At 62.9% G+C, this 20,813-nt stretch carries 22 protein-coding genes; 7 read left to right on the top strand and 15 right to left on the bottom strand.

The annotated features are described in order from the left end of the window. Nucleotides 1–251 precede the first annotated feature (251 nt). The 5 genes from AC5O5R_RS04710 to rlmF all read left to right on the top strand — a co-directional run bounded on the left by AC5O5R_RS04710 (nucleotide 252) and on the right by rlmF (nucleotide 6,718). A complete protein-coding gene (locus tag AC5O5R_RS04710; RefSeq protein WP_494512130.1) occupies nucleotides 252–1,745 on the top strand; it encodes a leucyl aminopeptidase in 1,494 nt (497 codons plus the stop codon). 49 nt (nucleotides 1,746–1,794) lie between these two features. After that, entirely contained in the window at nucleotides 1,795–2,223 is a 429-nt protein-coding gene (locus tag AC5O5R_RS04705) for a DNA polymerase III subunit chi (RefSeq protein WP_172219230.1), read from the top strand. A 5-nt stretch (nucleotides 2,224–2,228) separates the two neighbouring features. After that, nucleotides 2,229–2,594, top strand: a complete 366-nt coding sequence (locus AC5O5R_RS04700) for a DNA polymerase III subunit chi (protein WP_494515010.1) — start codon at nucleotides 2,229–2,231, stop codon at nucleotides 2,592–2,594. Between the two features lie 209 nt (nucleotides 2,595–2,803). After that, a complete protein-coding gene (locus tag AC5O5R_RS04695) occupies nucleotides 2,804–5,650 on the top strand; it encodes a valine--tRNA ligase (protein WP_494515009.1) in 2,847 nt (948 codons plus the stop codon). Between the two features lie 117 nt (nucleotides 5,651–5,767). Then, on the top strand, nucleotides 5,768–6,718 hold the full coding sequence (gene rlmF, locus AC5O5R_RS04690; protein WP_172219217.1) for a 23S rRNA (adenine(1618)-N(6))-methyltransferase RlmF: 951 nt from the start codon (nucleotides 5,768–5,770) through the stop codon (nucleotides 6,716–6,718). 50 nt (nucleotides 6,719–6,768) lie between these two features. On the opposite strand, the gene AC5O5R_RS04685 is transcribed toward rlmF, so the two are convergent. Further along, the gene (locus AC5O5R_RS04685; RefSeq protein ID WP_003255106.1) at nucleotides 6,769–7,050 is read right to left on the bottom strand and encodes an HU family DNA-binding protein; all 282 of its coding nucleotides are present in this window, start codon (nucleotides 7,048–7,050) and stop codon (nucleotides 6,769–6,771) included. A gap of 370 nt (nucleotides 7,051–7,420) precedes the next feature. Between AC5O5R_RS04685 and yejK the strand changes: the two genes are divergently transcribed. Beyond that, a complete protein-coding gene (yejK, locus tag AC5O5R_RS04680) occupies nucleotides 7,421–8,428 on the top strand; it encodes a nucleoid-associated protein YejK (protein WP_494515008.1) in 1,008 nt (335 codons plus the stop codon). A gap of 25 nt (nucleotides 8,429–8,453) precedes the next feature. Here yejK and AC5O5R_RS04675 read toward each other — a convergent pair whose 3' ends face one another. The 4 genes from AC5O5R_RS04675 to AC5O5R_RS04660 all read right to left on the bottom strand — a co-directional run bounded on the left by AC5O5R_RS04675 (nucleotide 8,454) and on the right by AC5O5R_RS04660 (nucleotide 11,337). Further along, the gene (locus tag AC5O5R_RS04675) at nucleotides 8,454–8,747 is read right to left on the bottom strand and encodes a GIY-YIG nuclease family protein (RefSeq protein WP_172219213.1); all 294 of its coding nucleotides are present in this window, start codon (nucleotides 8,745–8,747) and stop codon (nucleotides 8,454–8,456) included. Next, nucleotides 8,740–9,216 (bottom strand): nuclear transport factor 2 family protein, encoded by a 477-nt coding sequence (locus AC5O5R_RS04670; protein ID WP_494515007.1) that lies wholly within the window; start codon nucleotides 9,214–9,216, stop codon nucleotides 8,740–8,742. The genes AC5O5R_RS04675 and AC5O5R_RS04670 overlap by 8 nt, the downstream gene beginning before the upstream one ends. Nucleotides 9,217–9,392: 176 nt before the next feature. Beyond that, nucleotides 9,393–10,673, bottom strand: coding sequence for a CynX/NimT family MFS transporter (locus AC5O5R_RS04665; RefSeq protein ID WP_172219209.1), 1,281 nt, complete (start codon nucleotides 10,671–10,673; stop codon nucleotides 9,393–9,395). A gap of 13 nt (nucleotides 10,674–10,686) precedes the next feature. Further along, the gene (locus AC5O5R_RS04660) at nucleotides 10,687–11,337 is read right to left on the bottom strand and encodes a FadR/GntR family transcriptional regulator (RefSeq protein WP_172287406.1); all 651 of its coding nucleotides are present in this window, start codon (nucleotides 11,335–11,337) and stop codon (nucleotides 10,687–10,689) included. Nucleotides 11,338–11,476: 139 nt separating this feature from the next. Here AC5O5R_RS04660 and AC5O5R_RS04655 point away from each other — a divergent pair, with 139 nt between their 5' ends. Then, entirely contained in the window at nucleotides 11,477–12,661 is a 1,185-nt protein-coding gene (locus tag AC5O5R_RS04655; protein WP_494515006.1) for an alkaline phosphatase family protein, read from the top strand. A gap of 62 nt (nucleotides 12,662–12,723) precedes the next feature. On the opposite strand, the gene hisC is transcribed toward AC5O5R_RS04655, so the two are convergent. The 10 genes from hisC to AC5O5R_RS04605 all read right to left on the bottom strand — a co-directional run bounded on the left by hisC (nucleotide 12,724) and on the right by AC5O5R_RS04605 (nucleotide 20,645). After that, complete coding sequence (gene hisC, locus AC5O5R_RS04650) at nucleotides 12,724–13,770, bottom strand: histidinol-phosphate transaminase (protein WP_172219194.1); 1,047 nt, start codon at nucleotides 13,768–13,770, stop codon at nucleotides 12,724–12,726. Nucleotides 13,771–13,772: 2 nt separating this feature from the next. Next, nucleotides 13,773–15,098, bottom strand: coding sequence for a histidinol dehydrogenase (hisD, locus tag AC5O5R_RS04645; RefSeq protein WP_172219192.1), 1,326 nt, complete (start codon nucleotides 15,096–15,098; stop codon nucleotides 13,773–13,775). A 126-nt stretch (nucleotides 15,099–15,224) separates the two neighbouring features. After that, nucleotides 15,225–15,860 (bottom strand): ATP phosphoribosyltransferase, encoded by a 636-nt coding sequence (gene hisG / locus AC5O5R_RS04640; protein WP_033701084.1) that lies wholly within the window; start codon nucleotides 15,858–15,860, stop codon nucleotides 15,225–15,227. A gap of 91 nt (nucleotides 15,861–15,951) precedes the next feature. Continuing rightward, entirely contained in the window at nucleotides 15,952–17,217 is a 1,266-nt protein-coding gene (murA, locus tag AC5O5R_RS04635) for a UDP-N-acetylglucosamine 1-carboxyvinyltransferase (RefSeq protein ID WP_172219190.1), read from the bottom strand. Nucleotides 17,218–17,240: 23 nt separating this feature from the next. Next, complete coding sequence (locus AC5O5R_RS04630) at nucleotides 17,241–17,480, bottom strand: BolA family protein (RefSeq protein WP_003255121.1); 240 nt, start codon at nucleotides 17,478–17,480, stop codon at nucleotides 17,241–17,243. A gap of 117 nt (nucleotides 17,481–17,597) precedes the next feature. Further along, nucleotides 17,598–17,900, bottom strand: a complete 303-nt coding sequence (locus AC5O5R_RS04625; protein WP_172219188.1) for an STAS domain-containing protein — start codon at nucleotides 17,898–17,900, stop codon at nucleotides 17,598–17,600. Then, nucleotides 17,897–18,544: an MlaC/ttg2D family ABC transporter substrate-binding protein gene (locus AC5O5R_RS04620; RefSeq protein WP_172219186.1), complete on the bottom strand. Its 648-nt coding sequence runs from the start codon at nucleotides 18,542–18,544 to the stop codon at nucleotides 17,897–17,899. The genes AC5O5R_RS04625 and AC5O5R_RS04620 overlap by 4 nt, the downstream gene beginning before the upstream one ends. Nucleotides 18,545–18,553: 9 nt before the next feature. After that, nucleotides 18,554–19,039 carry an outer membrane lipid asymmetry maintenance protein MlaD gene (gene mlaD, locus AC5O5R_RS04615; RefSeq protein ID WP_010952152.1) on the bottom strand — a complete coding sequence of 162 codons (486 nt, stop codon included), beginning with the start codon at nucleotides 19,037–19,039 and terminating at the stop codon, nucleotides 18,554–18,556. Next, nucleotides 19,039–19,836, bottom strand: coding sequence for a lipid asymmetry maintenance ABC transporter permease subunit MlaE (mlaE, locus tag AC5O5R_RS04610; RefSeq protein ID WP_172219184.1), 798 nt, complete (start codon nucleotides 19,834–19,836; stop codon nucleotides 19,039–19,041). The genes mlaD and mlaE overlap by 1 nt, the downstream gene beginning before the upstream one ends. After that, nucleotides 19,836–20,645, bottom strand: a complete 810-nt coding sequence (locus AC5O5R_RS04605) for an ATP-binding cassette domain-containing protein (protein ID WP_172219182.1) — start codon at nucleotides 20,643–20,645, stop codon at nucleotides 19,836–19,838. The genes mlaE and AC5O5R_RS04605 overlap by 1 nt, the downstream gene beginning before the upstream one ends. Between the last annotated feature and the right edge of the window lie 168 nt (nucleotides 20,646–20,813).

The raw sequence follows: 20,813 nt of genomic DNA, 5'->3' as shown, positions 1-20,813 counted from the left end.
CAATGACTTGCTACAGCCTAGACCGATGCCGGTTCGCCAAAGGCGAACCTCCATGTAAAGTGCGCGCATTATCCTGTGATTGACCGCCCCTGTCACTTGGCCGCGCGTTAACGTGCATGACGGGGTTGTCAGCACGCTTGCCGCAGGCTCAAACTGGCAGCTTTTCCGCTGGCGCGCGACGACGCGGCCAGGCCCGCGCAGAGCGCTGGAACACACAGCGCCATTCGTATCGATCATTCGGGGATCCTGACATGGAACTGGTTGTAAAAAGCGTAGCTGCTGCATCCGTAAAAACCGCCACTCTGGTCATCGCAGTAGGTGAAAACCGCAAGCTCGGCGCAGTTGCCAAGGCTGTCGACCAAGCCTGCGAAGGCGCCATCAGCGCCGTGCTCAAGCGCGGCGACCTGGCCGGCAAGCCAGGCCAGACCCTGTTGCTGCACAGCCTGCCAGGCCTGAAAGCCGAGCGCGTGCTGCTGGTGGGCTGTGGCAAGGACGACGCCTTGGGCGACCGTGCCTGGCGCAAACTGGTGGCCAGCGTCGCCGGCGTGCTCAAGGGCCTGAACGGCGCCGACGCAATGCTGGCCCTGGATGACATCGCCGTCAGCAACCGTGACGCCCACTACGGCAAGTACCGCCTGCTGGCCGAGACCCTGCTGGACGGCGAGTACGTGTTCGACCGCTTCAAAAGCCAAAAGGTCGAGCCACGTGCCCTGAAAAAGGTCACCCTGCTGGCTGACAAGGCCGGCCAGGCCGAAGTCGAGCGCGCCGTGCAACACGCCAGCGCGATTGCCACCGGCATGGCCTTCACCCGCGACCTGGGCAACCTGCCGCCCAACCTGTGCCACCCAAGCTTCCTGGCCGAGCAGGCCAAGGAACTGGGCAAGGCGCACAAGGGCCTGAAGGTCGAGGTGCTGGACGAGAAGAAGATCAAGGACCTGGGCATGGGCGCGTTCTACGCCGTCGGCCAGGGCAGTGACCAGCCGCCACGCCTGATCGTGCTCAATTACCAGGGCGCCAAGAAGGCCGACAAGCCGTTCGTACTGGTCGGCAAGGGCATCACCTTCGACACCGGCGGCATCAGCCTCAAGCCAGGCGCCGGCATGGACGAGATGAAGTACGACATGTGCGGCGCTGCCAGTGTGTTCGGCACCCTGCGCGCGGTGCTCGAGCTGCAGCTGCCGATCAACCTGGTGTGCCTGCTGGCATGCGCCGAAAACATGCCAAGCGGCGGCGCCACCCGCCCAGGCGACATCGTCACCACCATGAGCGGGCAAACCGTCGAAATCCTCAACACCGACGCCGAAGGCCGCCTGGTGCTGTGCGACACCCTGACCTACGCCGAGCGCTTCAAGCCGCAGGCGGTGATCGACATCGCCACCCTGACCGGCGCCTGCATCGTCGCCCTGGGCAGCCACACCAGCGGCCTGATGGGCAACAACGACGAGCTGGTCGGCCAACTGCTCGACGCCGGCAAGCGCGCCGACGACCGTGCCTGGCAGCTGCCGCTGTTCGACGAGTACCAGGAGCAACTGGACAGCCCGTTCGCCGACATGGGCAACATCGGCGGGCCCAAGGCCGGCACCATCACTGCCGGCTGCTTCCTGTCGCGCTTCGCCAAGGCCTACAACTGGGCGCACATGGACATCGCCGGTACCGCCTGGGTCAGCGGTGGCAAGGACAAGGGCGCCACTGGCCGCCCGGTGCCCCTGCTGACCCAGTACCTGCTGGACCGCGCTGGCGCATGACGCCATGAAGCCGGTGGTGCCTTGCGCGCCACCGGCTGGCGATACCACCATGAGCAAAGTCGATTTCTACATCCTGCCCACCGACTCGCTGTCAGCGCGGCTCGATTTCGCCTGCAAGCTGTGCGACAAGGCCTGGCGCCTCGGCCACCGGGTCTATCTGCACTGCCAGGATGCCGAACAGCGCGACGAACTGGACCAGCGCCTTTGGCGCTTCCGGGGCGAGGCCTTCGTGCCCCACGACCTCGCCGAGGTGCATGGCGATGCTGGCGTGGCCCTGGGCCTGGCGGACAGCGCGGGCGAGCACCGCGACCTGCTGATCAACCTGGGCGCCAGCGTGCCGGGGTTCGTCGGCCAGTTCGAGCGGGTAGCCGAGATCGTGATCGAAGAGCCTGGCATTCGCCAATCGGCGCGTGAGCGATTCCGTTTCTACCGTGAACAGGGCTATGCTCTGCAAGACCACCGCTTACAGCGACTTTGACGACGATGGACAAGCCCTCCTCCCTGCCCGACTCCGCCCACCTGCTCGATGACCTCGAGTCGATCCGCCAGCTGCTTGGCGATGCCGACCTGCAACCGCCGCTGCTGACCGAGACGGTCGAGCAGATCCCGTTGCTGCTGAATGAGCCCGCCGGCAATGTGCCAGCGCCGCCCGTAACGGTTGCCGCAGTGCCTGCAGAAGACTCGCAGACCCGCCGCCAGGACACCCTGCTGCACCTGGAAAGCGAGCTGCGTGCGGCGGCGCAGATGATCATGCAGGACGTGATCAACGACTTCACCCCGCATATCGAAAACGAGATCAAGCGCCGGCTGGATGCGCGCATCGAGCGGTTGATCACGCGTTCCGAGTAAAACAGGACATCGGTGTCGCCTGCTTCGCGGGTGAACCCGCTCCCACAGGATCACCACAGGCCTGAAGGCGGTGCTGTACCTGTGGGAGCGGGTTTACCCGCGAAGAGGCCATGCCTGCCTTGCCAGATAGCAGCAGCTTGTCGCCTGCGGCCCCCAGCTTGGTTATACTTCCCGGCTTTCCCGAATTAATGCACAGGGTCCCGCCGCGCATGGATAAGACCTACCAGCCGCACGCCATCGAAACTTCCTGGTACAACACCTGGGAGTCCGAGAACTATTTCGCCCCACAAGGTGCAGGCGAGTCCTACACCATCATGATCCCGCCGCCGAACGTGACCGGCAGCCTGCACATGGGCCACGGGTTCAACAACGCGATCATGGACGCCCTGATCCGTTTCCGCCGCATGCAAGGCCGTGACACCCTGTGGCAGCCAGGCACCGACCACGCCGGTATCGCCACCCAGATGCTGGTCGAGCGCCAGCTCGAGGCCAAGGGCCAGAACCGCCATGACCTGGGCCGCGAAAAGTTCCTGGACAAGGTCTGGGAATGGAAGGACCAGTCCGGCGGCAACATCAGCCGTCAGATCCGTCGCCTGGGCTCGTCGGTAGACTGGAGCCGCGAGCGCTTCACCATGGACGACGGTCTGTCCGAAGCGGTCAAGGAAGCCTTCGTGCGCCTGCACGAGGACGGCCTGATCTACCGCGGCAAGCGCCTGGTCAACTGGGACACCAAGCTGCACACGGCCATCTCCGACCTCGAAGTGGAGAACCACGACGAGAAAGGCCACCTGTGGAACCTGCGCTACCCGCTGGCCGACGGCGCCAAGACCGCCGAAGGCAAGGACTACCTGGTCGTTGCCACCACCCGTCCGGAAACCCTGCTGGGTGACGCCGCCGTTGCGGTCAACCCAGGTGACGAACGCTACCAGGCACTGATCGGCAAGTTCGTCGAACTGCCCCTGGTCGGCCGCCGCATCCCGATCATCGCCGACGACTACTGCGACCCCGAGTTCGGTACCGGCTGCGTGAAGATCACCCCGGCCCACGACTTCAACGACTACGAAGTCGGCAAGCGCCACAACCTGCCGCTGCTGAACATCTTCGACAAGAACGCCTTCGTGCTGGCCAGCGCCCAGGCGTTCAACCTCGACGGCAGCATCAACGAGCAGGTCGACACCAGCCTGCCGGCCCAGTACGCCAATCTTGACCGCTTCGTCGCGCGCAAGCAGATCGTCGCCGACCTGGACGCCCAAGGTTTGCTGGTGAGCATCGACGACCACGCTCTGAAAGTGCCGAAGGGCGACCGTTCGGGCACCGTGATCGAGCCGTGGCTGACCGACCAGTGGTACGTCTCCACCAAGCCGCTGGCAGAACCTGCCATCGCTGCAGTGGAAGATGGCCGCATCCAGTTCGTGCCCAAGCAGTACGAAAACATGTACTTCTCCTGGATGCGTGACATTCAGGACTGGTGCATCAGCCGCCAGCTGTGGTGGGGCCACCGTATCCCGGCGTGGTACGACGAGGCCGGCCAGGTGTATGTCGGCCGCAACGAGCAAGAGGTGCGCGCCAAGCACAACCTGGGCGCCGACGTGGTCCTGCGCCAGGACGACGACGTGCTCGACACCTGGTTCAGTTCGGGCCTGTGGACCTTCTCCACCCTGGGCTGGCCGGAGCAGACCGAGTTCCTCAAGAAGTTCCACTCCACCGATGTACTGGTGACTGGCTTCGACATCATCTTCTTCTGGGTTGCGCGCATGATCATGCTGACCATGCACCTGATCAAGAACGAGGACGGCACTCCGCAAGTACCGTTCAAGACCGTGTACGTGCACGGCCTGGTGCGTGACGGCCAGGGCCAGAAGATGTCCAAGTCCAAGGGCAACGTGCTGGACCCGCTGGACATCGTCGACGGCATCACCCTCGACGCCCTGCTGGAGAAACGCACCAGCGGCATGATGCAGCCAAAGCTTGCCGAGAAGATCGCCAAGCAGACCAAGGCCGAGTTCCCCGAAGGTATCGCCAGCTACGGCACCGACGCCCTGCGCTTCACCTTCTGCTCGCTCGCCTCGACCGGCCGCGACATCAAGTTCGACATGGGCCGCGTCGAAGGCTACCGCAACTTCTGCAACAAGATCTGGAACGCCGCCCGCTACGTCCTGGACAAGGGCGAGGACTGCGGCCAGAACGGCGAAGCCTACGAGCTGTCGCTGGCTGACCGCTGGATCATCTCGCAGTTGCAGCGCACCGAAGCCGAAGTGACCCGCCAGCTGGAGCAGTTCCGCTTCGACCTGGCCAGCCAGGCGCTGTACGAGTTCATCTGGAACCAGTACTGCGACTGGTACCTGGAGCTGTCCAAGCCCGTACTGTGGGACGAGAATGCCCCGGTCGAGCGCGCCCGTGGCACCCGTCGCACCCTGGTGCGCGTGCTGGAAGTGGCGCTGCGCCTGGCGCACCCGTTCATGCCGTTCATCACTGAAGAAATCTGGCAGCGCATCGCGCCGCTGGCCGGCATCGAAGGCAAGACCATCATGCTGCAGCCGTGGCCAGTGGCCAATGAAGCACGCATCGACGCCGCTGCCGAAGGCGACATCGAGTGGCTCAAAGAGCTGATGGTCGGCCTGCGCAACATCCGCGCCGAAATGAACATTGGCCCGGGCAAGCCGCTGCCGCTGTTCCTGAAGAACGCCAACGCCGACGACCAGCGCCGCCTGCAGGAAAACGAGGCACTGCTGAAGAAGCTGGCCAAGGTCGAGTCGTTCACGGTACTGAGCGATGCCGACGAAGCGCCGCTGTCGGCCACCGCCCTGGTAGGTGACCTGCAGGTACTGGTGCCGATGGCCGGGCTGATCGACAAGGATGCCGAGCTGGCGCGCCTGAACAAGGAAATCCAGCGCCTGCAAGGCGAAGTCCAGCGTGTCGGTGGCAAGCTGTCCAACGCGGCCTTCGTCGACAAGGCACCGCATGCGGTGATCGAGAAAGAGCGCGCCAAGCTGGCCGAGTCCGAACAGGCCCTGGCCAACTTCACCGAGCAGCATGCGCGGATTGCAGCGCTGTAACCAAAAGTGAAGCCATAGCGGGCTGCTGCGCAGCCCATCGCCGGCAAGCCGGCTCCCACAGGAAAGCACCGTACCTGTGGGAGCCGGCTTGCCGGCGATGCTTTTCAGGATCCGACCATGACCGAAAAACCCACCCTGCACCCGCGCAACCGCCACCAGGGCCGCTACGACTTCCCCAGCCTGATCAAGGCCCACCCTGACCTGGCGCGGTTCACCATCACCAACCCACACGGCAAACCCAGCATCGACTTCGCCAACCCCGAAGCCGTGCGGGTGTTCAACCGCGCCCTGCTCAAGGCCCAGTACGGCATCCAGCACTGGGACATTCCGGCCGATTATCTGTGCCCACCGATCCCCGGCCGCGCCGACTACATCCACGTGGCCGCCGACCTGCTGGCTGACGATAACGCCGGTGAAATCCCCAAAGGCGCCCAGGTGCGCGTACTGGACGTTGGCGTAGGAGCCAACTGCATCTACCCGCTGCTGGGCCACAGCGACTACCGTTGGCGTTTCCTCGGTTCGGACATCGACCCGGTAGCCCTGGCTTCGGCCAAGGCCATCATCCAGGCCAATGGCCTGGCCAAGGCCATCACCCTGCGCCAGCAGGCCAAGCGGGCGCACATCCTCACCGGCCTGCTGCAGGACGACGAACGCTTCGACCTGACCCTGTGCAACCCGCCCTTCCATGCCTCGCGCGATGAAGCCACTCGTGGCAGCCAGCGCAAGTGGAAGAACCTTGGCAAGCAGGACCCCAAGCGCAAGCTGCCGGTGCTGAACTTCGGTGGCCAGAACAACGAGCTGTGGTGCGAGGGCGGCGAAATCCGCTTCGTTACCCAGCTCGCGGGAGAAAGCGTGCAATACGCCGAGCAGGTACTCTGGTTCACCAGCCTGGTGTCCAAGGCCAGCAATCTGCCGGGGATCGAGGCTGCACTCAAGAAGGCCGGCGCCAAGGCCGTGCGCATTGTCGAAATGGGCCAAGGGCAGAAGCAGAGCCGCATGGTCGCCTGGAGCTTCCATGACGACGCTGCGCGCCAGGCCTGGCGCACCCGCAGTAAATCACAGGCATAAAAAAACCGCGCCCGGGCAAGCCGGGCGCGGTTTCGTCAAAGCGTCAACAATTACTTGTTGATAGCGTCGGTCAGCACTTTGGCTGGTACGAACTTGACGACTTTCTTGGCAGCGATTTCGATGGCAGCGCCAGTCGAAGGGTTGCGGCCGGTACGGGCAGGACGCTCGGAGACTTTCAGCTTGCCGATGCCTGGCAGAGTGATTTCAGCGCCGTTTTCCAGCTGGTCGGCAACGATCTGGCCCAGTTGCTCCAGCGCGTTTTTGGCGGTGGCTTTTGGCGCGGCGATCGATTCGGCGATGTCGGCAATCAGTTGGTCTTTGGTCAATGCCATGGTGATGTTCCTTCCCTATCAAATTCGATGGTTATGCAGCGAACTACGACGTTATCGGGCCAGCCCCTGTAAGTGGAGGGCCGCGCCAATCCCGTATCTAGATACGTAAATCGGCGTTTGGTTCGACACGACGACAGCACGCTGCCAGCAATGCGCCACACGAGGTGCACAAGACCGCGCAAAGCTACCACAGGAACGGATAAATATCCGCTGCGCACTTCGATTTAATGCAGGTTTTTCGGGGGTTTTAGCCTTAATCGCACAAATTTGAACAAAAAACGAACAACCGGCATTTCTGCCAACATCCGGCCACTGCACCACCTTGTGTCTGGGTTAAACTTGACGACTTTTGCAGCTCGCCGAGAATCCCATGCCAATCCGTCATTGCATCGTTCACCTGATCGACAAAAAGCCTGATGGCAGCCCCGCCGTGCTGCATGCCCGCGATAACGAACTGGCCGCTTCCGATGCCATCGAAAACCTGCTGACCGACCTCAACGACAGCTATAACGCCAAGCAAGGCAAGGCCTGGGGCTTTTTCCACGGCGAGTCTGGTGCGTACCCGCTGAGCGGCTGGCTGAAGCAATACCTGGAAAAGGAGAAAGACTTCACCGCGTTCAGTCGCGTGGCCGTGGAGCATCTGCAAAAGCTGATGGAGGAGTCGAACCTGTCCACCGGTGGCCACATCCTGTTTGCCCACTATCAGCAAGGCATGACCGAATACCTGGCAATCGCCCTGCTGCACCACAGCGAGGGTGTGGCGGTAAACGCCGAACTGGACGTAATGCCTTCGCGCCATCTTGACCTGGGCCAACTGCACCTGGCGGCGCGCATCAATTTGTCGGAGTGGAAGAACAACCAGAATTCCAAGCAGTACATCTCGTTCATCAAAGGCAAGAACGGCAAGAAGGTCTCGGAGTATTTCCGCGACTTCATCGGCTGCCAGGAAGGCGTTGATGGCCCGGGTGAAACCCGCACCCTGCTCAAGGCCTTCAGTGATTTTGTCGAGAGCGAGGACTTGCCCGAAGAGTCCGCGCGCGAAAAGACCCAGACCCTGGTCGAGTACGCCACTGCGCAGACCAAGATGGGCGAACCGGTGACCCTGGAAGAGCTGTCGAGCCTGATTGACGAGGACCGCCCCAAGGCGTTCTACGAACACATCCGCAACAAGGATTACGGCCTGTCGCCGGAAATCCCTGCGGATAAACGCACCCTTAACCAGTTTCGCCGCTTTACCGGGCGCGCCGAAGGGCTGTCGATCAGCTTCGAGGCGCATCTGCTGGGGGACAAGGTGGAGTATGACGAGGAAGCCGGGACCTTGATCATCAAAGGGCTGCCGACCACCTTGGTGGACCAGTTGAAACGACGCAAGGACTGATGGCCCTGGGGGCTGTTTTGCAGCCCTAAATCATGCAAGAAGCATCATAGGAGGCGACCAACGCCTCCTTCGCCGACTTGCGCAGCCGCTTCACCAGCCGCTCCTGCCGCAACGCCTCACCCTTGTCCGGCCACTGCTCCACATACACCAGCGCCTGGGCCGGGCTGGTCTTGAAGTACCGCGCCCCCCGCCCCTTCTGGTGCGCGGCAAAGCGCCGCTGCGGGTCGTCACTGATACCGCAATACAACGAACCATTCGCCGCCCGTACCAGATAGACAAACCAGGGTTTGCCTATGGCATGCACGACGACCTCACTCACCACGGGCCTGCTGAAATGCCCGCAGGCCCTTGAACGCTTGCTGGCGGACCTTGTTCTGCACCAGCGGCGACCAGCCGAGCAGCACCCCGGGCACGCCCAGCGCTTGCCGTGACCAGCGCCACAGATCGAAGCTGTCGTCGTGCTGGCAGATCAACCCATCACGAATCACAAAGCGCGCCTGGATGTCATTGACCACGACACGGCCGGTCTGGCTGAACAGGTAAGTCGCCACCCAGTGCGCACCACCACCACGTTCGTCTGCGCGGACGCTGTCGAACGCAAGGGTGAAGTCTGTGGCACGGCTGGTGAGCATGCGCCACATGTCACCCGCGTCCTTGCCGCGCAGGGTGCCGAAGACCGGGTCGCTGAAAACGACATCATCGCTGTAGCAGGCCACCATGGCCCCGGCGTCCAGGCGCTGGAAGGCCTGGTAGAAACGGGTGATCAGGTCGCGGTTGGCGTCGCTCATGGGCGGGTCCGTGCTGGGATCGAAAGCAGCACGATAATCTGCCCCGACGGCTTACGCCAGTGCCGGCCTCTTCGCGGGTAAACCCGCTCCCACAGGAAAGTGACAGGCCCAGAGCAGGCACAGATTCTGTGGGAGCGGGTTTACCCGCGGAGAGGCCGGCACTGCCAACATTTTCCTCAAACCCTCTCGCTGGTCACCTGCACATGCAAAGCACGCCCGGCACCCAACCCGAACACGATGGCGCCAATCCCCAGCACGGCAAAAATCCAGCCCACCGCCGCCCAGCCGCCGGTCATGTCATGTACCAGCCCTACTGCAAACGGCCCCATGGACGCCAAGGTGTAACCTACGCCTTGAGCCATGCTCGACAGGTTCGCCGCCACATGAGCGTCTTTCGAACGCAGCACGATAAGGGTCAGCGCCAGGGCAAAGGTCCCCCCCTGCCCCAGGCCCAGCACCACCGCCCAACCCCATAGCCCGGAAATCGGCGCGTACAGGCAACCGAACAAGCCCGCCAAGGTGATCAGCATGACCATCACGATCGCCAGGCGCTGATCCTTGCCGCGGGTCGCCAGCCAGGGTGCGCTGAGGGAACTGACCAATTGCACGATCACCGACCCCGACAGCACCAGCCCCGCCTCTGTAGGGCTCAGGCCGCGGCCGATCAGGATTGATGGCAACCAGCCAAATACTATGTAGGCCAGCGACGACTGCAGCCCCATGTACAGGGTCACCTGCCAGGCCAAGGGGTCACGCCACAGGCCGCGGACCCGGTAGGCTACTTTGTGCAAGCCATGCCCCTGACGGGCCTGGGGCAGCCACACCAGCATGGCCAGCAAGGCCGGGAGCACCCAGAAGCCCAGCCCCACCGCCCAGCTGTCGTCGAAATGCTGCGCCAGCGGCACAGTAGCCCCGGCAGCCATGGCCGCGCCCAGGCATAGCGCCATGGTGTACACGCCAGTCAGGGTGCCAGCGTGCTGGGGGAAATCGCGCTTGACGATACCGGGCAGCAGCACGCCGATGATACCGATGCTGGCTCCCGCCATCAGGCTACCAAGGAAAACCCCGGCGGCCCCCAGGGTACTGCGCACGACAATCCCCAGCGCCAAGGTGAGCAGAATGCCCACGATCACTCGCTCACTGCCAAAGCGCCGCGCCAGCAGCGGCGCCAGCGGGGCGAACAAGCCCAGGCACAGCACCGGCAAGGTGGTCAGCAAGCCTGCCTGCGACGCACTCAGCCCCAGGCCTTCGGAGACCTGGCCCAGCACCGGCGCCATGCTCGACAACGCCGGACGCAGGTTCAAGGCCACCAGCACCAGGCCGAGCAACAGCAACCAGGGCCTGCGCAGCAGCACCGGCTGTTGCTGGACCTGCTCGTCGTCGGCTTCAGCGTCGATCAGCAGCTCATCGAGATCGCGCGGGTCGGGCGGGGTATTGCGAGTGATGGATTCAGCCATGGCCTTCTCGGGGTCAGGATTCGATGAGGGTACGGCTCAGGCGCTTGGCCCGCTCCGCGTCGCGTTGCTCGATGGCGTCGAGGATCTGTCCATGCAGGTCGAACGTGGCCTGGCAACGCGGCACGGTCGCCATGTTCTGCTGCAGCGCGGCAGCGACCACCCCGGAAAAGTAGCGGTACAGCTCACTTAACGCCGGGTTGTGAGCGGCATCTACCAGCCGTTGGTGAAACACCAGGTCGCAGGCCACATAAGCGTCGACATCACCATGAAAATGCCCGGCACTGCTGCCTAAGGCATCGCGCAGTGCTTGCAGGTCGGCAGCGGTACGGCGCAGGGCCGCCAGGCCAATCGCTTCGGTTTCCAGGATATGGCGGGTTTCCCGGGCCTGCTCGGCACTGCAGCGCGACATCGCCTGCACCGCTTGCAGCGGGTCCTGGGCGGTGCGCAGGTAGCTGCCGTCGCCTTGACGGATTTCCACCAGGCCGCTGAAGGCCAGCACCCGCATGGCTTCGCGCACGGTATTGCGGCTGATGCCAAGCTGCAAGGCCAGTTCCGGCTCGGTTGGCAGACGCTGCCCTACCTGCCAGTCGCCCTGCAGAATGCGCTCGCGCATCGATTCCACAGCCAATTCGACCAAGGAACGCCTGGTCAGCTCTGTACCCATCCCACTCAACCAATCATCCGATGAATTGCTGCAGCTTACTGGATCCCGGTCAATGGCGTAAACCACCTGTCATTTTTGCCAGTTGTGGAGAATACGCTTTGTTGCAACGCTCGCAGCATACCTTCAAGGATGCCTTTGCATGCGACGAGCGAGCCTGCTGCTATTGATGTTCCTCACCTTGCTGCCCGGTTGTGATCCGACGCAACAGCGCAGCCGCCCGAAGGCTTTGTTCATTGGCCTGGACGGTGTGCAACTGGAGCGATACCTGCTGCTGGGTGACGCCACCCACCTAAGGCAGCGGCTGTATTACGGCAAAGCCTACGCTGGCGGGGTCAACGGCAGGGGCAGCGAGCAGCCGACCCTGAGCGGCCCAGGCTGGGTGACGCTGCTGACCGGCGTGTGGAGCAACAAGCATGGCGTTACCTCCAACGACGAATCATTGCGGGTTGACCGGGCGTTCCCCAGCCTGTTCAGGCGGCTGCGCATGGCCATGCCCAACGCCTACCTGGCCAGCGTGGTCAACTGGTCGCCGCTGAATACGGCATTCATGCTGGAAGATGCGCATGGCGCAGATGTGCGTGAAAGTGGTTTATCGGATGAGCAGGTGATCGAGCGTACGCTGCAGATCCTTGGCAACACGCCCGCGGACTTCACCTTCATCCAGCTCGACGAACCGGACCAGGCCGGCCACGACAGAGGTTTTGGTGATCGTTACCAGCGCGCGCTGCGCAAGGTCGACAACCAGATTGGCCAGTTGCTGGACAAGGTCGATGAGCGGCGGCGCAGGTATCCGCAGGAAGACTGGCTGGTGATGGTCAGCACCGACCATGGCCGCGACTACTGGGGCAAAGGCCACGGCGGGCTGTCGGAACAGGAAAAGACCATCTTCATCGCCAGCAACAAGCCGCTGAACCAGGAGTTTACGCAACCCGGCATTCCTGCGGAAAACCCCGGCCCGAACCACCTGTACAGCCTGCCCGCGCAAACCTCGGTTGCACCGACCCTATTGCGCCACATGGGGTTGAAACTGCAGCCGGACTGGTTACTGGACGGGACGCCCTTGCTGGGAAACACCGGGGTGCGCAAGGCACGGGCGGATGAAAGCAAAGGGCAGCTGCGCTGGAACAGTAACGCCAGCGGCCATCTGAGCATTTTGAAGAACGGGCATGTGGTGGCGCAGGTGCCGGCCGCAGGCGGGCAATGGCGCGATCCGGAGGGGATGAAGCAGCAGAACGACTATGTGCTGGTGCTCGACGGAACACCGGCGGCGGTACGCAACAGGCCAGAGCCCAAGGCGGTTGTCATCGAAGAAAGCGGCTATTGAACACCGTGGCAGCGGCCTTGCGTCACGATTGGCGTGCAAGGCCGCTGCCACAGGGACTGCCGTCAGTTCAACGCATCAAGCAGCGCCTGGTTCATCTCCGGCGTGCCAATGGTGATCCGCAGGAACTGGGCAATACGCTGCTGCTTGAAGTGGCGCACGATCACCCCTTGCTCGCGCAAACGGGCCGCCAGCTCAGCGGCGTCCTGCTGCGGGTGACGGGCAAAGATAAAGTTGGCCGCCGATGGCAGCACGTCGAAACCTTTGGCCTGCAATTGACCAACCAGCACTTCGCGACTGTCGATCACCTTGCGACAGGTAGCCTCGAAGTACTCGCGGTCCTCGAACGCCACCGCAGCACCGACGATCGCCGCACGGTCCAGCGGATAAGAGTTGAAGCTGTTCTTGATCCGCTCCAGCGCCTCGATCAGGTCCGGGTGACCCACTGCCAGACCAACCCGCAGGCCGGCCAGCGAGCGCGATTTCGACAAGGTCTGGGTGACCAGCAGATTGTCGTAGCGGTCCACCAGGCTGATGGCTGTTTCGCCACCAAAATCGATATAGGCCTCATCCACCACAACCACCGAATCACGGTTGGCTTGCAGCAGCTGCTCCACCGCCTGCAACGGCATCAGGCAGCCAGTCGGCGCGTTGGGGTTGGGGAAGATGATGCCGGCGTTGGGCTTGTTGTAGTCACCAATGCGGATCTGGAACTGCTCGTCCAGCGCCACCTGTTCGAAGGCGATACCGTACAGGCCGCAGTAAACCGGGTAGAAGCTGTAGCTGATGTCCGGGAACAGCAGCGGGGCATCGTGCTGGAACAGGCCGTGGAAGATGTGCGCCAGCACTTCGTCCGAGCCATTGCCGACAAATACTTGCGCCGCAGTCACGCCGTAATACTCGGCCACCGCCTGCTTGAGCCGGTCGCCGTTCGGGTCTGGATAAAGGCGCAGATTGTCGTTCAGCTCGGCGCGCATGGCCTCCAGCGCCTTGGGCGACGGGCCGTAGGGGTTTTCGTTGGTGTTCAGCTTGACCAGGCGGGCCAGTTTGGGCTGCTCGCCCGGCACGTAAGGCACCAGGTCCTTGACGAAGGGGCTCCAGAATCGACTCATGCTCAGTTCCCCTTCTCTTGGGTCAGGATGCGGTATTCAGCACTGCGGGCGTGGGCGGTCAGCGACTCGCCACGGGCCAGCACCGATGCAGTGTGGCCCAGCTCGGACGCGCCCTGCTCGGAGCAGAAGATGATCGACGAACGCTTCTGGAAGTCATATACCCCCAGTGGCGACGAGAACCGCGCGGTGCCCGAGGTAGGCAATACGTGGTTGGGGCCGGCACAGTAGTCACCCAGCGCTTCGCTGGTGTGGCGGCCCATGAAGATCGCGCCGGCATGGCGGATGTGCGGCAGCCAAGCCTGCGGGTCGGCCACCGACAGCTCCAGGTGCTCCGGTGCGATGCGGTTGGCCACTTCGATCGCCTGCTGCATGTCACGCACCTGGATCAGCGCACCGCGGCCATTGATCGACTTCTCGATGATTTCGGCACGCTCCATGGTTGGCATCAGCTTGTCGATGCTGGCAGCAACGCGGTCGAGGAAACCGGCATCCGGGCTGACCAGGATGGCCTGGGCGTCTTCGTCGTGCTCGGCCTGGGAGAACAGGTCCATGGCGATCCAGTCCGGGTCGGTCTGGCCGTCGCATACCACGAGGATTTCCGACGGGCCGGCAATCATGTCGATACCGACCTGGCCGAACACGTGGCGCTTGGCGGTGGCGACATAGATGTTGCCGGGGCCGACGATCTTGTCTACCTGTGGCACGCTTTCGGTGCCGTAGGCCAGTGCAGCCACGGCCTGGGCGCCACCGACGGTGAACACCCGGTCGACACCGGCGATGCAGGCAGCCGCCAGCACCAGCTCATTGACCTCGCCACGCGGGGTCGGCACCACCATCACCACTTCCGGCACGCCGGCGACCTTGGCCGGAATGGCGTTCATCAACACCGACGACGGGTACGACGCCTTGCCGCCAGGCACATACAGGCCGGCGCGGTCCAGCGGTGTCACCTTCTGGCCAAGCACAGTGCCGTCGGCTTCGGTGTACTGCCAGGAGTCCTGCTTTTGCCGCTCGTGGTACATGCGCACACGGTTGGCGGCCTTTTCCAACGCTTCGCGCTGGGCCGCGGTGATGCGGGTCAGGGCCAGCTCCAGACGCTCACGGCCGAGGATCAGGTCATCGATACAGGTGGCGGCAACAGCGTCAAAACGCTGGGTGAACTCCACCAGCGCCGCATCGCCGCGCTCGCGCACGGCCTTGATGATGTCGAGCACGCGCTGGTTGACCGCGTCATCGGACACACTTTCCCAGCTCAGCAGATGATCCAGATGTCGGGCGAAATCCGGATCAGCAGCGTTGAGACGGGCAATTGCAGTGGACACGGTCATGGCGAGGGCCTCGATTATTAGCGAATGCTCAGGCGCCCTAGGCTACCAGTCCATCCGCGCGGGCACCCGAGAAAAGTGGCTATGACGCGGATAGACGGGCGCGACAGCGAAGGTCGCGCTCAGGAGTCAGCCGCGGTGTCGCGATTCGACAGCTTTACGCAGGGTGTCGATCAGGCTCTGGATACGAGCGTGCTGCATTTTCATCGAGGCCTTGTTGACCACCAGGCGCGAGCTGATCGTGGCGATCATTTCCTGGGGTTCGAGGCCGTTGGCACGCAGGGTGTTGCCAGTGTCGACCACGTCGATGATCTTGTCGGCGAGGTTGATCAGCGGCGCCAGCTCCATCGAGCCGTACAGCTTGATGATATCGACCTGGCGGCCCTGTTCGGCGTAGTAGCGCTTGGCTACGTTGACGAACTTGGTGGCCACCCGCAGACGGCCCTTGGGCTCGGGTGCACCCACCACGCCAGCGGTCATCAGCTTGCAGCAGGCAATCTGCAGGTCCAGGGGCTCGTACAGGCCCTGGCCGCCGTATTCCATCAGCACGTCCTTGCCGGCCACGCCAAGGTCGGCGGCACCATGCTCGACGTAGGTTGGCACGTCGGTGGCACGCACGATCAGCAGGCGCACGTCGTCCTGCGTGGTGGGGATGATCAGCTTGCGGCTCTTGTCCGGGTTCTCGGTCGGTACAATACCGGCCTCGGCCAGCAATGGCAGGGTGTCGTCGAGAATACGGCCTTTGGAAAGCGCGATGGTCAACATTGGAACGTCGGTCCTTAAGCGGCTACTGCCGGCCGGGCGTTGAGCCCGACCGCATTCAATTCATCAGGTGCATCCTTGCACCAGCGGGCTACTAGCCCGGTACGCGGCGGATTTTCGCGCCGAGCATCTGCAGTTTTTCTTCGATGCACTCGTAACCACGGTCAATGTGGTAGATGCGATCGATCAGGGTGTCGCCTTCGGCCACCAGCGCAGACAGCACCAGGCTGGCGGAAGCACGCAGGTCGGTTGCCATTACCGGGGCACCCTTCAGCGTCTTGACGCCAGTGACGATGGCCGTGTTGCCTTCGACCTGGATCTGCGCGCCCATGCGGTGCATTTCGTACACATGCATGAAGCGGTTTTCAAAGATGGTCTCGATCACCGCGCCAGTGCCTTCGGCGATGGCGTTCAGCGAGATGAACTGCGCCTGCATGTCGGTCGGGAAGGCCGGGTACGGTGCGGTACGCAGGTTGACGGCTTTGGGCCGCTTGCCGTGCATGTCCAGTTCGATCCAGTCTTCGCCGGTATTGATGTCGGCGCCCGCTTCCTTGAGCTTTTCCAGCACGGCTTCAAGGATGGTCGGGTCAGTGTCCTTGACCTTGACGCGGCCACCGGTCACGGCAGCGGCAACCAGGTAGGTACCGGTTTCGATACGGTCCGGCATCACGCGATAGGTGGCCGAGTGCAGGCGCTCTACGCCATCGATGGTGATGGTGTCGGTACCCGCGCCTTGAACCTTGCCGCCCATGGCGTTGATGAAGTTGGCCAGATCGACCACTTCAGGCTCGCGCGCAGCGTTCTGCAGCACGCTGCGGCCTTTGGCCAAGGCAGCGGCCATCATGATGTTCTCGGTACCGGTCACGCTGACGGTGTCGAAGAAGAAGTGCGCACCGCGCAGGCCACCCTCAGGCGCCTTGGCCTTGATGTAGCCGGCTTCGACATCGATCTTCGCACCCATGGCCTCAAGGCCGCGGATGTGCAGGTCGACCGGGCGCGAGCCAATGGCGCAACCACCTGGCAGGGCCACTTCGGCCTCGCCGAAACGGGCGACCATCGGGCCCAGCACCAGGATCGAGGCGCGCATGGTCTTGACCAGCTCATACGGCGCGACCAGGGTCTTGATGGTGCGTGGGTCGATCTCCACCGCGAGCTTTTCGTCGATCACAGGCTCGATGCCCATGCGACCGAACAGCTCGATCATGGTGGTGATGTCGTGCAGGTGTGGCAGGTTGCCCACGGTTACCGGGCCGTCAGCCAGCAGGGTCGCTGCCAGGATCGGCAGGGCTGCGTTCTTCGCGCCCGAAATGCGGATCTCGCCGTCAAGACGAGGGCCGCCAGTAATAATCAGTTTGTCCATTGGAGTCTCGCCGCCAAGTTGGCTCAGGTGCGCTCAGCCCAGGCTGCGCTGCTGAAAAATTTCATGGTTACCGCATGGATGCTGCCATTGGCGATCCACGGGTTCAGGTGAGCATAGATCGCCTGCTGACGTTTGACCGGGCTCAGGCCAGCCAACTCGTCGCTGATCACGTTCAACTGGAAGTTGCAGCCTTCGCCTTCAACTTCGACCCGGGAACCGGGCAATTTTTCTTCAAGGAAGCTTTTAACTTCTACGGCCTGCATGCTCAACCTCAATCGGCGCCCGATGCGCACGGGTCGGCCATCATACAAAAAAGCCCCTCGCCTGCGAAGCCCAACGAGGGCTTCGCTGACCGAGGGGCCATCATCCGTGCCGGGCCATCAGGTTGCCAGCACTTCATCGAGGTCATAGACCCCGGCAATTTCCCGCATGTCGTCGGGCATGCCACGTACCAGGCAGCCCTTGCCGGCGGCCTGGGCGTCACGCACGAATGCCAGCAGCAGCGAAAGGCCGACGCTGGTGGAGTGCTGCACCGCCGTGCAATCGAGCACCAGCTGTGCCTCAGCACTGGCCGCGATCAGTGCCTTGCCCTGCTTGCGCAGGGCCGGCCCGCTGCGATAGTCCAGCACACCGGCCAGGCGCAGCACGCCCGGCTCGGCCATGCTTACAGCGGCTTCACTCATTTGACGGTCTTCTCTGGCGAGCTGTCGGCGGTCTGCTTGGCCTTGGCCACTTCGCCGGCCCAGCCATCGATGGTCTTGTCCAGGTCGTTGCCGTTGCGCTGCATGGCGTCGGCAAACTGGTCGCGGAACAGCTTGCCGATATTGATGCCGTTGACGATGACGTTACGCACCTTCCACTCGCCGGAGATGTTCTCCAGGGTGTACTGCACCGGGTACACGGCACCGTTGTTGCCGGTAACCTTCATGCCGACACTGGCACGCTTGCCGTCATCGGCCTTGGCCGGATCAACCACGATACCCTGGTTGTTGTACTCCAGCAGCGCGTTGCCATAGAACTGCATCAGGCTGCGCTTGAAGTTTTCCTGGAAGCGCTGCATCTGCTCCGGGGTGGCCTTGCGCGAGTACTTGACGGTCATGATGCTGCGGGAAATACCGTCTGCGTCCACCACCGGGCCGAGGATACGATTCAGGGAATCATAGAAAGCACTGGGGTTGGACTTGTACTGTTCCTTGTTGGCCTTGAGGTCACCAAGCAACTCGTTGGTCGTGCTCTGAACCACGTCATGAGGCGTTTGGGCGGCCAACGCCAGCAAAGGGAAAGCCGCCAGCAGGACCAGCAGGCCACGTCGCAGGATCGAAATCATGGAAACTCCTTAATTAGCCGGTTGCGCTTCTTTCGGTTCCTTGCCAACAGAGTTGAGCAAGAACTTGCCAATCAGATCTTCCAGCACCAGTGCCGACTGGGTGTCGTGGATGGTCGCACCGTCCTTGAGCACTTCGTCTTCGCCGCCCACGCTGATGCCGATGTACTTTTCGCCAAGCAAGCCGGCGGTCAGGATCGAGGCAGTGGAGTCGGTCGGCAGGTTGTCAACCGACTTGTCCAGCTGCAGGGTTACCCGACCGGTGTAGGAATCACGGTCCAGATCGATGGCGGTGACCTTGCCGATGGTCACACCGGCCATGGTCACTTTAGCTCTGACCGTCAAACCGGCGATATTGTCGAAGTAGGCATAAACTTTATAGGTATCGCTGCTCGGGCTGGCCGACAGCCCGCTGACACGCAGGGCCAGCAGCAGCAGCGCCAGGATCCCGGCCAGGAGGAACAGGCCGACACCGATTTCCAGGGTGCGGTTTTGCATCAGAAATCTCCAAACATCAAGGCGGTCAGAATAAAGTCCAGACCCAGCACTGCCAACGAGGCATAGACCACGGTCTTGGTGGTGGCACGGCTGATCCCTTCTGAGGTGGGCTCACAGTCGTACCCCTGGAATACGGCGATCCAGGTCGTGACGAAGGCGAACACCAGGCTCTTGAGCAGCCCGTTGAGCACGTCGTCGGTAAACGAAACACTGTTCTGCATGTTGGCCCAGAACGAACCCTCGTAGACGCCCAGCCAGTCCACGGCCACCCACGAGCCACCCCAGATACCGACCACGCTGAAGATCAGCGCCAGCAGCGGCAGCGAGATGAAACCGGCCCACAGGCGGGGCGCGACGATGTACTTGAGCGGGTCGACGCCGATCATTTCCAGGCTCGACAGCTGCTCGGTGGACTTCATGTTGCCGATTTCGGCGGTCAGCGCAGACCCCGCACGGCCGGCGAACAGCAACGCCGTCACCACCGGGCCAAGCTCACGCAGCAGGGTCAGGGCCACCATCTGCCCTACCGCCTGCTCCGAGCCGTACTTGGTCAGGATGCTGTAGCCCTGCAGCGCCAGCACCATGCCGATGAACACCCCGGACACGACGACGATCGCCAGCGACAGCACACCAACCGAATACAGCTGCCTGGTCAGCAGCTGGAAGCCACCACCAATGCCGCCACGCCCGACCAGCGCATGGAACAGGAACAGGCAGGAACGCCCCAGCACTGCCAGCACGTCGATTGCCGAGCGGCCCAGCAGGCGGACACGTTCGAGTAAGGATTTTCTGCGCATCAACGCGCCCCCAGCAGGTCGGCGCGGTAGTCAGGCGCAGGAAAGTGGAAAGGTACCGGGCCATCCGGGTCACCCTTCATGAACTGGCGGATACGCGGGTTATCCGAGCCCATCAGCTCGTCAGGCGTACCCTGGCCCAGCACCTGGCCGTCACCCACCACGTAGATGTAGTCGGCAATGCTGGCGGTTTCCGCCAGGTCATGCGAAACGACGATGCTGGTGATGCCCAGGGCATCGTTGAGCAGGCGAATCAGCCGCACCAGCACGCCCATTGCGATCGGGTCCTGGCCGACGAACGGTTCGTCGTACATGAGGATCTGCGGGTCCAGGGCAATTGCCCGGGCCAGCGCCACCCGGCGCTTCATGCCACCGGAAAGCTCGTCAGGCATCAGGTCGATGGCGCCGCGCAGGCCGACGGCCTGCAGTTTCATCAACACGATGTCACGGATCATTTCGTCCGACAGCTGGGTATGCACGCGCAGCGGGAACGCGACGTTCTCGAAGACATCGAGGTCGGTGAACAGCGCACCGCTCTGGAACAGCACACCCATGTGCTTGCGGGCATCGAACAGATCGCTGCGCGACAGGGTCGGCAGGTTCTGCCCGGCAACCCATACCTCACCGCTGGACGGGCGCAACTGGGCGCCCATCAACCGGAGCAACGTGGTCTTGCCGCAACCCGATGGCCCCATGATGCCGGTGACCTTGCCGCGCGGGATGCGAATGTCGACGTTGCTGAAAATGCTGCGCGAACCACGTTTGAAGGTAACCCCCTTCAACTCGACCGCGTAGGCGCTATCCACACTCATCTAGACTCCTTGCTAGTGCAGCCTCGTCCTAATGGACGCCGGCCTCCATCTGGAAGGCACACGCACCCCTGACAGGCCGAATAGCGGCGAACTATAGCACCGCTGACAGCGCCGCCCCAAGGGCGGGCAACGAGTCGTTCAGCGCTGCGACAGGCTGGCCTGACATTC

Source organism: Pseudomonas sp. 8_5_2 (genome assembly GCF_059295255.1).
The sequence above is the reverse complement of the archived record's forward strand: the minus strand, read 5'-3'. Positions and strand labels throughout refer to the sequence as shown.